A 13,314-nucleotide genomic window follows, 5' to 3' on the forward strand; every position below is an offset into this window, starting at 1 on the left:
AGAAGCGAGGTGATTGTACTTATCTGCTGCATTGCTAGTGGCACCGGAAGAAAAAGCGCCCCTGGCATTTGGCATATGGCATTTGGCATTTGATCTCGCCTTCGATACATAGAAAAAACTAAACAGTGGTTGGTGGTGAGGGAGTGGTTAGTACAATCGTGCAGACATATGCCCTGGTGGATTCTCAAATATAGATTGCAGGTGAAACTTAGTTTTTAATTCGCTGTAAACCGTTTACTATTTTCTACCTGCAGACTGACCATCAATCTATAGTTTTGGAAATACAAGACAGTAAATGAAAAAGAGACTGTGAAATAATGATTGCTCATTGTTTCACAGTCTCTCATTAAATACAATTTTAATATGCTTTTAACAGACGGGTAAAGAATTCCACGCTGGCTTTCAGACAATCGGCCGGCATCTTTTCATTGACCTGGTGCATCTGTCTCCACCGCTCGTCAAGCTTAAAGCCATTAAAGAGCAATACGTTGTCGGTAATGCGCTTGTAATAGCGAGTATCCGTCGCGCCAAGCATCAAATACGGAATAATCGGCAGGTCCTTGCCATACATATCGTGCAGAATTTTCTCCGTCAACTGGAAAGAAGCGCTGTCCGGTGTTGAAGTCGGCACCGGCGTCTTGCCGGAAATATGCTTTACTTTTACGCCTTCCGGGCAGAAGCTTTCCAGATATTTCTGCACAGATTCCACCGTATCTCCCTGCAGTACGCGCACACTCAGACCTACAGCAGCATGGCTCGGCAGCACGTTAGGCTGATTGCTGGCTGAAGCCATCGTAAAAGCAATGGTAGTATGCAGCAGTGCATCAAGGGCAGGATCCTCGTTGGCAAGTTTGCAAAGTTCGTCCCAATGGCCCTTAGGATCAGCATAAATGCTCTTTCTCGGTTCTTCCTGGAGCCCGGCTTCTGCCTTGAGCTGTGCCTCCGCAAGCGGCGTCAGGCGATACGGGAACGGATGCGCCTCAATAGCAACTACGGCTTTTGCCACAGCACCCAGTCCGGTTCCTTTGCCCGGTTTGCTGGAGTGTCCGCCTGGCCGGTCACAATAGATTTCATAGTTGACGGCCGCCTTTTCACCCAGGCCGATTCGGGCAGCAACACCATGCTTTCCTTCCGGTGCGATTTGTCCGCCTTCATCAAAAATGGTCCCGATCCGCACGCCCTGGTTTGCCAGATGCTGCGTCAACTGTTCCGCCGCATCGACATCATTTTCCAAATAGACTTCCTCGGCATATCCCAAAGAAATATAAAGATCATAATCAGGACGCCAGCCTGATGCCAGGAGGGCATCCACAGCTTCCATTTCGCAGACAAGCAGATTTTTGCAGTCCGTCGTCCCGCGTCCGCATACGCAGCCATCAATGAGCTCCCCGCCAAATGGATCAAATTTCCACTGGCTGCGGTCACCCACTTCGACGACATCCTGGTGACTCATGAGAAGCAGCGGCTTCTTTTTTGTGCCGGGACATTTCAGAGAAAACTGCAGTCCGGCCTTTCCTACTTCATCAAGGTGCATGACACTGTAAATGTGAGGATAAAATTTCCGCAGCAGGTCGTGTAGCTTGCTAAATTCATTCCAATCAACTTTATTTACGTCTGAGTTCGACACGGTAGCGCACTGGACAAGTTGTGACAAATGCGCTGCCAGTTTTTCATCCTCTTGCGATAACGTCATGACTTATACCCCTTTCTCACCACGCAGGAACCAAAGCGCCATTGCAGTTCTTTTCGATATATTCCTTCACAGGAGCACTGCGGAAGATTTCTACAAATTTCTTGTAAGTCGGATTATCCTTGTCTACTTCGCGAGCTGCGATAATGTTGACATACGGGCTCGTGTTGTCTTCTTTGGCAATGGACTTGTTCGGATCAAGTCCTGCGGAGTTCGCATATCCGGCATTGATGACGGAACATGCCGTATCATCGAGAGAACGAGGCAGCTGGGCTGCTTCCAGTTCAAGCAGCTGAATGTGCTTCGGATTATCCGTAACGTCATTGACCGTCAGTGCCGTTGCGCTGACGCCATCTTTAATCTTGAAGAGTCCCAGCTTGCTGAGCATCAGGATAGCACGGCCGCCGTTAGAAGGATCATTCGGAATGGCAATCTTATCGCCATCTTTGATTTCCTTGATGTCTTTAATCTTGTTGGAGTAAACACGAAGCGGAGCCAGGTATGTCTGCCCGATAGAGACCAGCTTGGTTCCATTTTTCTTGTTGAAGGCTTCCAGGAAAGGACCATGCTGGAAGGAGTTCAGATCGATATCACCGCTTGCCAGCGCCTGGTCCGGCGTTACATAGTCGGAGAACACTTTCAGTTCGACCTTAAGGCCCTTCTTTTCAGCTTCCTTCTTGACAACTTCCATGATTTCTTCGGAATATCCCGGCGTAATCCCTACGGTAATGGATTTTTTGTCCGCCGGCGCCTTTTCCGCCTTCTTTTCCCCACCGCAGCCAGCAAATAAACCGACCGCTGCCAGTGCGACGAGCACACCGGCTGTCCATCTTTTCAAATTCATAACAATTCCTCCTTCTTTTCTCCATCCTCTAAGCACAAAAGAAAAACGCCATCCGAACAGATGACGTTTTATTACGTGCACATCAAATCATCTGCCAGGTTTCCCTGTTGGAATTGGCACCTTCCCATCCCTGGGGGTTGCCGCAGCTTCATAGGGCCAAATCCCTCTGCTGCTCTGGATGAAGTATTCAATTTATGTTTAAAATTTTAACGAGCTGATTTCCATTTGTCAAGAAAAGAAAACAAAAAAGCATTAATTTTACGTAAATTAGTGAAAATTGTATACTTTTATACATATATTATAGTGTTTTACTAGGATATGGAGTGGTCATAAACTGAACAATGAAGCGAAAAAGAAAATATAAAAAATAAAACCGCTTTTGGCTTTTAGCGCATAGCATTTAGCCCTGTTCTTGGCAAATCAATACGACCTTGAGGCAGATAAAACAAAAATTAAAACTAACCTTATAACAGTAGGCATGAAGCTAAGGGCTTGTTTTTATAAGTTCAAAGCAAAATACCTTTGTCATTTTGCTTCCACGGGCGGACAGCGGATTTGGCGGGCTGCGGAAAGCGTGAAAAAGGGGCTGTGAAATAGTGCTTTCACAGCCCCTTGTGTTTAAATCTTATTCTACTGTAACGGATTTTGCCAGATTTCTCGGCTTATCTACATCACAGCCTCTGGCAAGAGCTGCATAGTAAGCCAGGAGCTGCAGCGGAATAACCGCCAGAATCGGAGCCAGTTCCTCATCTGCTTTCGGAATGGTAATGACGGAATTAGCATGTTTTGCCAGTTCCTTATCCCCTTCCATTCCAATGCCGATTACAATAGCACCGCGGCTCTTCACTTCCTGCAGATTGCTGATGGTCTTGTCATAGACATGAGGCTGTGTAGCCAGTACGATGACAGGAACGCCTTCTTCAATCAGAGCCAGCGTACCATGCTTTAATTCACCGGCAGCATAAGCTTCAGCATGGATATAGGAAATTTCCTTAAGCTTCAAAGCGCCTTCCAGGGCTACGGCATAGTCCAGGGAACGGCCAAGGAAAAATGCATCTTCGCAGTTTGCATAATTGGTTGCAAAGACCTTGATCGGATCCACATTTTCCAGGATTTCATGCATCTGTTCCGGAATTTCAAGAATATCCTGAATCAGTTCATGAAGTCTCTTGCTCTCAATCTTGCCAAGGAGTTTGGAAATATAAAGAGACAGCACAAGCATAATGATGAGCTGCGTTGTATAGGCTTTCGTCGATGCCACAGCAATTTCCGGACCGGCATACGTGTAAATCACCTGGTCAGCTTCCCGGGCAATGGAAGAACCTACCACGTTCGTCACAGCCATCGTAGCGGCGCCGCGGCGTTTAGCTTCTTTCAGGGCTTCCAGCGTGTCGCTCGTTTCGCCGGACTGACTGATGACAATGCACAGGCAGGAATCGTCAATAATCGGATCGCGATAGCGGAACTCGCTGGCGATGTCGACTTCAACAGGAATACGAGCCATCTTTTCAATGTAGTACTTGCCAACGATACCCGCATGGTAAGCCGTACCGCAGGCCACGATGAAGATTTTTTTAATCTTCTTCAGCCAGTCTGCCGTCCAGTTCAGTTCCGGCAAGTTGATATCATCGCTGTCCTTGCTCAAACGGCCGCGCAGAGTGTCACGGACACACTTCGGCTGTTCGTAGATTTCTTTCAGCATGAAATGCTCGAAACCACCCTTTTCGGCTGCTTCAGCATCCCACGTAACACGGAATACTTCCTTCTTGATGGCGTTCCCTTTCAAATCCGTTATACGGACGCTGTCAGCCTTGACAATAGCCATTTCACCATCTGCCAGGATATAAGTGTCGCGCGTCTTGGAAATAATAGCCGGGATATCGGAAGCAATGTAATTCTCACCTTTGCCCAGCCCGATAACCAGAGGGTTATTTTTCTTGGCACAGATAATCTTATCCGGTTCTTTGGCACACAGGAAGACCAGAGAATAGGAACCCTGGATGATGCCCAAAACCTTGCGGACCGTTGCTTCAAAATTCCCATCGTAGTATTCAGCCATCAGATGCGGAACCACTTCCGTATCGGTCTGGGACTTGAAATGATGTCCTTTCTTCACGAGTTCCTGCTTCAATGACATGTAGTTTTCAATAATGCCGTTGTGAACCACGGCAAACATGCCCGTATCATCTACGTGAGGATGAGCATTGATATCAGAAGGTTTCCCGTGCGTAGCCCAGCGCGTATGGCCGATGCCGACATTGCCGACCGGTTCATGGCCGATCAGTTTCTGACGGAGTGCATCCAGACGGCCTACACACTTTTCTACATCAATTTTTCCATCATGGTATACAGCAATCCCGGCAGAGTCATAGCCTCTGTATTCCAGCTTGCTGAGCCCTTCCAGAAGGAAAGGTGTAGCCTGATGGTGTCCAATATATCCTACAATACCGCACATATAGTTGTGCCTCCTAATTTTCTATTTACCGTCTGCTCCGAAATCTTTGTTCCCTCCGTTACCGGCGGGGTTTGTCATTCGTTTACGGCTGCAGCACACCGAGAGGCATCCGCTGACGTCTCGATACTCCTCTTCCTCGTCTGCCTGTTCACGATTCTATCACAGGCACTTGCGCTCGATGGTCATACAAATCTCTTTGAGAAGCTCCTTTCACCTTCTCCACTTTCCAGCCCGGTACACGGGAAAGCCTGTTTATACGACTTACTTATGATACTATGTTTTGTCAATATGGTCAACTCATGCCGGTTTCAGGCTGCCCGTCAGCACTTTTCCATGCATTTTATGTACCTTTAGATGCAAAATGTGTCCCTCTCGGACAGTTAACGTCCCACTATATGAGAAAGCGTCTCCTTTCCGAATCCGACAAATATTAAAACATTTCATTGACGATATAGGAAACATTATTCTTTCCTTCCCGGTGATCACTGCCTGTCTTCGCTATAGTGACGGAATACCGTTCATCGCCATGATAAATTAATTTATAATGTTTCCCGTCTTCCTTGATAACAAAGCCAAATTTCTCAAGATCCCTGCGCAGACCATCCCCCATCTTTCCGTAGCCATTTAAAAGACGGCGGATAGTCTTTTTGTGCTGCTCTACTAAATGGCCGAATTGATTTTCGTTCAGGATATCTTCCAACACGTCCCGGCGACGCGTTTTCTTATCAGGAAGATTATTTTTCTTTTCTTCCAGGATGGAGAGAAGGATTTCCCGGATTTCTCCCTCATATAAGTCGTGCTCCTGCCCTCTGTAAAGAATGGGTTCCTTACTGCCGCCCATCGTGCTCATTTTCCTGCGCAGCCCGGCAAGTTCTGCTTCAAGGGACATACGGCGCTGCTGCAGCACCTGATTCTGCTTTTCAAGCTGGGCATTTTCATCCATCGCAGCCTCAAGAAGATCATTATCTTCATCTTGATTCTTTATTTTCTCCCTGAGTCCTTCTATACGGCGGGCCAGCAGGGCATTTTGTACGCCTTCCCACGTTTCGAGAGAATCAATGACCTGCACATTAAGGAAAAAGGCAATAAGCCGGCAGATTCGGTTTAGAAAGGCTTCGCCGCTTTCACTACCACCAGCCTTTACGACTTCTTTTCTCCCGTTAGGAAAACAAATACCAATAGCTCCATTGTCCGCAATTTCGGGCAGCGTTCCATTTGAAGCGGCAGTAAATACGTGAGCCTGTCCTTTCAAACGCCATGCGAAAGCCTCTGCATCGCAGGGCAATTGATTTTTCTTGTCCCTGGATATATAGACGAGGGGCAGACGATACGCATCCGAATGACGAAAGGCGTCCTGAAGAAAAGATACCTGTTCCGAATCCACCATTTGGGGCTGACTCAAAATCGGAATTTTTCCATCATCCTGGACGTATCCTTCACGAATGAGGAGCGAAATGAAATAGGGTGTTGAAAACCGGATATTTTCCATTAACGCTCCCTCGGAGTACGTCCGGTCCAGCCGGATTGCCATCTTGTGGCTGCGGAAATTCATGATATAGTCTGTATCCCAAATGGTGCCGTCAGGATCCCGCTTTTCATAGCGGACTGCCTCAATGGCCTGTTCTTCCAGATTTTGAAAAGCGAGCCATAAGCGGTCGTTCCCATATCGAATATTCAATTCTCCGTTCCAGGTAATTCCGGAAATAATATTATCCTGGTGAGGACTTTCCTGGTTCCAACGAATAACCAGTTCTATAAAGGCATCCAGTGTCAGTGATTCCTTGATACAAAGTACTGTAGAGTAAAGCAGCATCGAACTGTTCCTTTCGTGAATATATTCTAATGATTATTGTACCATGAAAAAGTGTATAAAAGCAGCCGGCAAGCGGATAAGTAAACTTCCTCCGTCAGTTTGATAATTCAATAGCTATCTTCCCTCCTTCCGACTGCGTGGAAGGAGGTGATAGAAGATAAGCAAACCTCCGTCGTCGGTTTGCTTTGAAATTAAAAACCCCGGAAAGCACAAGGCTTTCCGGGGTGACACGTCAGAAAAATTACTTTCTCAGACCCAGTCTGTCAACGATAGATCTGTATCTTTCGATGTTCTTCTTCATAAGGTAGTTCAACAGACCACGACGCTGACCAACCATTTTCAGCAGGCCGCGGCGGGAATGATGGTCCTTCTTGTTGTTCTTCAGATGTTCAGTCAGATAGTTGATGCGTTCCGTCAGGATTGCAATCTGAACTTCAGGAGAACCAGTATCAGCTTCGTTGATACGATAGGTTTCGATTAATTCTTTCTTTCTTGCAGGTGTTAACATTGTTTTTTTCCTCCTCGATACTTTAAATGCCATAACTGCAGCCGGCGTTGGAGATCGCTCGACAGCGTTAAGGTTAATGATGCGGGCCGATTGCGGCCCGGGGCTTATTATACCATAGTAAGATAGTCTACACAACAAAAAATATAAAAAGTTCGGCATTACCGGCAAAACTGGCGGTTTATTCCAAGACCATGAGCGCTCTTTACTGGCAGCGTCGCAAGACACTGCCGGTTTACTCACCCGAAAGAATCGTCTCCCGGTCTTTTTTTAGCTGCTCCATGAGCTCTTCAGCTGAAGCAAATTGATGCTCGTCACGAATCTTGCGCAGCAGGGCAACACGCAGGTAATCTCCGTAAAGGTCGCCGTGGAAACCAATGATATGCGCCTCCAGCGTCACCTTTTCAAGTGCAAAGGTAGGATTCTTTCCGATGTTCACCATGACCTTATAGCGTCTGCCGTCCACAACGGATTCGCCTTCATAGACTCCATCAGCCGGTACGGCCATCTTCGTTCCCGTCAGATCCAGATTGGCGGTCGGGAATCCCATCTTACGGCCGCGCTGGTAACCGGGCACGACTTTTCCCTGCATGACGTAGGGCCGCCCCAGCATTTTTCTGGCAAGGGCCACATCGCCTTCCTTGATGGCCTTGCGAATCTGGGTACTGCTCACAATGAGCCCGTCCATCTTCAGCAGCGGGCAGGAAAGAATTTTCAGCCCGTACTTGCCGCCCTGCATATTCAGGTACTGGACATTGCCGCGTCCGCCGGATCCAAAGCTGAAATTCATACCAATACTGACTGCACGAACGCCAAGATTTTTCAAAAGCTGCAGAAAGTCATCTGCCGACATCTGAGAAAGCGATTTTGTGAAGGGAATATTGATCAGCACATTGACGCCGAGACGTCTCATGATAATCTCTTTATCCCCATTGATGAGGAGCCGTTTCGGTTCCAGTTCCGGCATCAGCGTGGCGAGCGGATGACTGCTGAACGTAAAAACCATCTTGCTGAGTCCGTGTGTCTCTGCATAACGGTTACACGTGCTGATGACCCTTTGGTGTCCCAGATGCAGGCCGTCAAACGTGCCAAGTGCCGCCGCTGAAGGTTCAAGAGGTGCAGTTTGCAATTCTTCAAAACTAGTTATGATTCTCATGCGATTTCAGCCTTTTATTTCTCAGTTTCGGGAATATAAATGATTTTATGCGCACAGAGCCGCCCATTTTTTGCTTCTGCCAGCCCGATGACGGGGCCGTCCGAAAGAGCTACACAATAGAGTGTGCCTTCCGTAAGACCCGGCAGCGTCGTGGCAACACCTTGGGCAATGCGCCTTCCCTGCAGAGGGTTAACGACGATCCGCGGGAATTCTTTTAAAATAAATTCTACCGGCAGCATGCAGGCTTCCGGATTTTCGGCAATTTCTTCCAGCGTATGTGCCATTGCAAGGGTAAACATGCCGGCAGATGTCCGCAGAAGAAAACTCATCGTTCCCTTCATGCCGAGTGCCGCCGCAATATCCTCACACAGCGTGCGGATAAAAGTTCCCTTGGAGCAGTCCACATCAAAAAGTAGTTTTGCTCCGTCATAGGCGATGCGCTTCAGTTTATAGATGATGATTGGTCTGGGACTGCGCTCTACTTCAATGCCTTTGCGGGCCAGTTTATAAAGCTTCTGTCCCCCCACACTGATTGCCGAATACATCGGAGGAATCTGTGTGCCTTCCCCAAGGAAAGAAGCAAGAACGCGGTCGAGTTCTTCCACGGGCACCTGGCGAACAGGGCTTTTTTCCAGGACCTTGCCCTCGAGATCACCCGTATCGGTCTTCATGCCGAAAGTCAATTCAGCACGGTACGTTTTGCGGTCGTGAGCGGCATATTCCAAAAACCGAGCAGCCGTCCCCGTAAAAACAGGAAGTACGCCCGCCGCCATGGGGTCGAGCGTACCGCCATGCCCAATCTTCTTCATGTTCAAAATCTTGCGCATGGCCCCCACTACATCGTGGCTGGTCATGCCCGGTGGTTTCAGTACGTTAAAGATGCCATCCATTATTTCAAATTCCTTACTGCCTGGATAAGAGCATCTACTACTCGCTTCTTAGCTGCCTGTAAAGGCGCATTCACTGTGCAGCCTGCAGCGCGTACGTGTCCGCCTCCGCCAAAGCTCAAGGCCACGGCGCTGACGTCAACATTTTTGGAACGCATGCTGACCCGCGTCACTGCAGGTTCCACTTCCTTAAACATGACAGCCGCATCAACACCCTCTACATAACGCGGATAATAGATAAAGCTGTCCGTCGGAATGTCTTTGTTGTACAGTTCATGCGAAATCTCCATGGACGCCACCTTGCCGTCTTCGTAAAAAGTCAGCGTCGGCAGTACTTTGCGCAGCAGTTCCATAGTTTCTCGTGACTTCATTTCAAGGCGGTCAGAAATTTCTGCGGCATGAATTCCATAACCCAGAAGATCAGCTCCTGCCCGCATTGCCTTTACCGTTGTATTGGCGTATTTGAAATAGCCGCAGTCCGTGACAATAGCTGTATAAAGACACAGTGCTGTTTCGTAATCAAACTCCACGTCATTTGCCTTTAAGATATCGTAAATAATTTCACCGGTTGCACTGGCCTCTGCATCCAGAAGCAGTGATTCGGCGTATTTGGTATTGGAAATGTGATGGTCAATGTTGACAAGGGTTCCTGTAAGTACCTTTTCACAAAGCCCCATCCTGTCCGCCGAACTGATATCGATGGATACAACCAGATCAAAGGCAAGAGTCTTACCCTCTTCGGGATGTTCGTAGTCCTTGATGCCCGGCAGGAAATCCATATTTCCGGGTACATCGTCATCGACAAAAAGACGGACGTCCTTTCCCTTCTGCCGCAGCACGCGGGCCAGTCCCAGGGCTGCGCCCAGCGTATCACCGTCAGGACCGATATGGCTGACAAGAGCCAGTTTCCCGGCTCCCATAAGCATCTGCCACATTTCCTTGTAATCCACGATTTTACTCATGATGAGCTTCTTTCTCTTTGATTTCCTTCAGGATGGATTCAATATGGGCACTGTATTCCATCGAAGTATCCTTATGGAAACTCAGAATGGGAGCCACTCTGAGATCGATACGGTGAGCAATTTCAGAACGGAAATATCCCAGTCCGTTCTGCAGCCCCTTCCAAGCCTGATCCTGCTGCTCCGGAGTACCGTACAAGCTTACATACACCTTGGCGTAAGAGAGGTCATTGCTGACCTCCACGCCCGTTACGGTAACAAACTTGATCCGCGGATCCTTTACGTCCCGGATGAGCATCGTACTCAGTTCTTGTTTGATCAGTGCCTGTAATTTTTCTGCACGAAGTTTTCCCATGCTTACTCCTTACTTTCGGGGTTCACTTCTTCCATGATATAGACTTCCAACTGGTCGCCTTCACGGATATCGCGGTAATCCTTTATCGTCAGGCCGCATTCGAAGTTTGCCGCCACTTCTTTCACGTCATCCTTGAACCGGCGCAGGGAATCAAGTTCGCCTTCATGAATGACAATACCGTCACGAATCAAACGAATCTTGGAAGTGCGGGTAATCTTACCATCCTTCACATAAGCACCGGCAATGAGCATCTTGTTGATGGGGATTACCTTGCGGATTTCCACATGGCCGATAATGTTTTCCTTGTACTTCGGTGCCAGCATGCCATTGATAGCATCTTTTACATCGTTCAAAGCATCGTAGATGACGCGATACGTACGAATATCGACTTTTTCGGCATCAGCGGCCTTGCGCGCATTGGCGTCAGGACGGACGTTGAAACCGATGATCAGGGCATTGGAGGCACTGGCCAGCATAACATCGGACTCATTGATGGTACCGACGCCGGAGTGCACGACAACGACCTTGACTTCATTATTCTTGATGTTCGTCAGAGCCTGGTCCAGAGCCTCAATCGTACCCTGAACATCAGCCTTGACAACAATATTCAATTCCTTCATTTCGCCTTCCTGGATGCGGTTGAAGATGTCATCCAGGGAAACCTTGGCTTTCTTCTGCTCTTCCATCTTGGCCTTGGCCAGACGTTTTTCAGCAATAGTCCGGCACAGATGTTCATCGAGCGCATCCATAAAGTCGCCCGCTTCCGGTACATCGTTCAGGCCCAGCACCTCGACAGGCGTGGAAGGCAGTGCCTTCTTAACCTTTTCACCGCGGTCATTGACCATAGCACGTACTTTACCATAAGTCGTTCCGCACAGGATAGAATCGCCAATATGCAGCGTACCTCTGTCGATGAGGACGGTAGCAACAGGGCCGCGGCCCTTATCAAGCTTAGCTTCAATAATCGTGCCGTGTGCCGGCAGTTTCGGGTTGGCCTTCAATTCGAGCATATCAGCTTCAAGCAGAATCATTTCCAAAATATCGGAAATACCGGTCTTCTGACGGGCCGAAACGGGAACCATGATGGTATCGCCGCCCCAGGCTTCCGGAATGAGGCCCTGTTCGGAAAGCTGCTGCATAACAAATTCAGGATTAGCGCCTTCCTTATCAATCTTGTTGATAGCGACAATGATAGGTACCTTTGCCGCACGAGCGTGGTGAATAGCCTCGATGGTCTGCGGCATAACACCGTCATCGGCAGCTACAACGAGGACTGCAATATCGGTGACCTGAGCGCCGCGTGCACGCATTGCCGTGAATGCTTCGTGGCCCGGCGTATCAAGGAAGACTATCGGACGGCCCTGGCAGATAACACGGTAAGCACCGATGTGCTGCGTGATACCGCCGGCTTCACGAGCCGTTACGTTGGTCTTGCGGATGGCATCCAGAAGGGACGTCTTACCATGGTCAACGTGCCCCATAACCGTAACAACAGGCGGTCTGGGAACACGCAGTGCCGGATCATCATAGACTTCCGGTACTTCCGTCGGATCAGCTTCAGGAGGCGGTTCCTTGACTTCACAGTCAAATTCAAGTCCGACAAGTTCTGCAGTATCATGGTCGATTTCCTGATTGATGGTAACCATCTTACCCAGCAGGAACAGCTTCTTGATGACTTCATTGACATCGCGGCCGATCAGTTTGGCGAAATCCTTGACGCTGATGCTCTCCCCGACTTCCACACTGGTCGGTCTTACGACTTCGACCTTCTTCGGTGCGGCATTTTGATTTTGTTTCTTGTTCTTATGGCTCTTCATCATATGATCTGCGCTATGTGTCTGGCGGGTCTCACGACTTGCATAAGAGCCCTTGATTTTCTCCTTCTTTTCCTTACGACCGAAATTATTGCCGCGTCTGCCCATATCCTTACCGGCATGGGTGCTGTTCATGCCCACAGCTGTTTCCTGACGGCTGCCATGCTGATTGTTCTTTTTATTGAACTGGCCGCTGTGAGCATTATTGCGGTTGTCATTATGATGGAAGTTGTTACGACTATTATTACCGCCGCGGTTTTGGTAATTATTGCGGTCATTGCCGCTGCGGTTAAAGTTACTGCCGTGATTCTCATTGCGGCGATTTCCGTCACGATTGTTATCACGGTTACCGCCGCGATTATCGCGGTTATCCCGATTGCCTCCATGGAAATCATGGGCATTGTCATGGCGGTTCCGATTTTCATTGCGGCCGCCAAAATTATTATTCCGATTCTCGTTGTTCCGGTTTTCTACAGGACGATTAGAATGGTTCTCCGGACGAGCAGCCGATTTCTGATCTTTTACCGCAGCTTCATGGGCTGCTGCGGTAGCCTTGGGTGCGGACGCAGGACGCACAGGTGCAGCCGGTTTAACGGTCTTCTTTTCCGGGGCAGCCGGAGCTTTCTTCGGCTGAGCTTCTGCCTGTACCTTCTTAGGAGCTTCGGTCTTCTTGCCGGACAGTTCCTTCAGTACGAGCTGACGCATATCGTCATCCACGGAATTCAGACTGCTTTTCACAGCGACCTTATGCTTTTGAAGGACGTTCATCACGTCCTTGATATCTCTGTTTGCTTCTTTTGCAATTTCATATATTCTAAATTTTGTCATCCGCACAC

The 13,314-nt window shown here is 48.6% G+C and carries 10 protein-coding genes and 1 riboswitch; all 10 genes read right to left on the minus strand.

Annotated elements, in window-relative coordinates; genetic code table 11:
- Positions 1–358 precede the first annotated feature (358 nt).
- Positions 359–1,693 (minus strand): M20/M25/M40 family metallo-hydrolase, encoded by a 1,335-nt coding sequence (locus LKE33_10835; GenBank protein MCH3951413.1) that lies wholly within the window; start codon positions 1,691–1,693, stop codon positions 359–361.
- A 16-nt stretch (positions 1,694–1,709) separates the two neighbouring features.
- On the minus strand, positions 1,710–2,534 hold the full coding sequence (locus tag LKE33_10840) for a MetQ/NlpA family ABC transporter substrate-binding protein (GenBank protein ID MCH3951414.1): 825 nt from the start codon (positions 2,532–2,534) through the stop codon (positions 1,710–1,712).
- A gap of 84 nt (positions 2,535–2,618) precedes the next feature.
- Positions 2,619–2,719, minus strand: a riboswitch (SAM riboswitch).
- A gap of 440 nt (positions 2,720–3,159) precedes the next feature.
- Entirely contained in the window at positions 3,160–4,989 is a 1,830-nt protein-coding gene (glmS, locus tag LKE33_10845; protein ID MCH3951415.1) for a glutamine--fructose-6-phosphate transaminase (isomerizing), read from the minus strand.
- 430 nt (positions 4,990–5,419) lie between these two features.
- On the minus strand, positions 5,420–6,802 hold the full coding sequence (locus LKE33_10850) for a hypothetical protein (GenBank protein ID MCH3951416.1): 1,383 nt from the start codon (positions 6,800–6,802) through the stop codon (positions 5,420–5,422).
- Positions 6,803–7,043: 241 nt separating this feature from the next.
- Complete coding sequence (gene rpsO / locus LKE33_10855) at positions 7,044–7,310, minus strand: 30S ribosomal protein S15 (GenBank protein ID MCH3951417.1); 267 nt, start codon at positions 7,308–7,310, stop codon at positions 7,044–7,046.
- Positions 7,311–7,542: 232 nt separating this feature from the next.
- The gene (locus LKE33_10860) at positions 7,543–8,463 is read right to left on the minus strand and encodes a bifunctional riboflavin kinase/FAD synthetase (protein MCH3951418.1); all 921 of its coding nucleotides are present in this window, start codon (positions 8,461–8,463) and stop codon (positions 7,543–7,545) included.
- 14 nt (positions 8,464–8,477) lie between these two features.
- Positions 8,478–9,353, minus strand: coding sequence for a tRNA pseudouridine(55) synthase TruB (truB, locus tag LKE33_10865; protein MCH3951419.1), 876 nt, complete (start codon positions 9,351–9,353; stop codon positions 8,478–8,480).
- The gene (locus LKE33_10870) at positions 9,353–10,312 is read right to left on the minus strand and encodes a bifunctional oligoribonuclease/PAP phosphatase NrnA (GenBank protein ID MCH3951420.1); all 960 of its coding nucleotides are present in this window, start codon (positions 10,310–10,312) and stop codon (positions 9,353–9,355) included. The genes truB and LKE33_10870 overlap by 1 nt, the downstream gene beginning before the upstream one ends.
- Complete coding sequence (gene rbfA, locus LKE33_10875; GenBank protein ID MCH3951421.1) at positions 10,305–10,664, minus strand: 30S ribosome-binding factor RbfA; 360 nt, start codon at positions 10,662–10,664, stop codon at positions 10,305–10,307. The genes LKE33_10870 and rbfA overlap by 8 nt, the downstream gene beginning before the upstream one ends.
- Positions 10,665–10,666: 2 nt before the next feature.
- Positions 10,667–13,306 carry a translation initiation factor IF-2 gene (gene infB, locus LKE33_10880; protein ID MCH3951422.1) on the minus strand — a complete coding sequence of 880 codons (2,640 nt, stop codon included), beginning with the start codon at positions 13,304–13,306 and terminating at the stop codon, positions 10,667–10,669.
- Positions 13,307–13,314 lie beyond the last annotated feature (8 nt).

The organism is Acidaminococcus sp., assembly GCA_022482815.1.
Classification (GTDB): domain Bacteria; phylum Bacillota; class Negativicutes; order Acidaminococcales; family Acidaminococcaceae; genus Acidaminococcus.

What these genes read in the sequence shown, in the direction of transcription:
- glmS (MCH3951415.1), bottom strand. Translation starts at nt 4,989, where the DNA reads ATGTGCGGTATTGTAGGATATATTGGACACCATCAGGCTACACCTTTC.
- infB (MCH3951422.1), bottom strand. Translation starts at nt 13,306, where the DNA reads ATGACAAAATTTAGAATATATGAAATTGCAAAAGAAGCAAACAGAGAT.
- LKE33_10835 (MCH3951413.1), bottom strand. Translation starts at nt 1,693, where the DNA reads ATGACGTTATCGCAAGAGGATGAAAAACTGGCAGCGCATTTGTCACAA.
- LKE33_10850 (MCH3951416.1), bottom strand. Translation starts at nt 6,802, where the DNA reads ATGCTGCTTTACTCTACAGTACTTTGTATCAAGGAATCACTGACACTG.
- LKE33_10860 (MCH3951418.1), bottom strand. Translation starts at nt 8,463, where the DNA reads ATGAGAATCATAACTAGTTTTGAAGAATTGCAAACTGCACCTCTTGAA.
- LKE33_10840 (MCH3951414.1), bottom strand. Translation starts at nt 2,534, where the DNA reads ATGAATTTGAAAAGATGGACAGCCGGTGTGCTCGTCGCACTGGCAGCG.
- LKE33_10870 (MCH3951420.1), bottom strand. Translation starts at nt 10,312, where the DNA reads ATGAGTAAAATCGTGGATTACAAGGAAATGTGGCAGATGCTTATGGGA.
- truB (MCH3951419.1), bottom strand. Translation starts at nt 9,353, where the DNA reads ATGGATGGCATCTTTAACGTACTGAAACCACCGGGCATGACCAGCCAC.
- rpsO (MCH3951417.1), bottom strand. Translation starts at nt 7,310, where the DNA reads ATGTTAACACCTGCAAGAAAGAAAGAATTAATCGAAACCTATCGTATC.
- rbfA (MCH3951421.1), bottom strand. Translation starts at nt 10,664, where the DNA reads ATGGGAAAACTTCGTGCAGAAAAATTACAGGCACTGATCAAACAAGAA.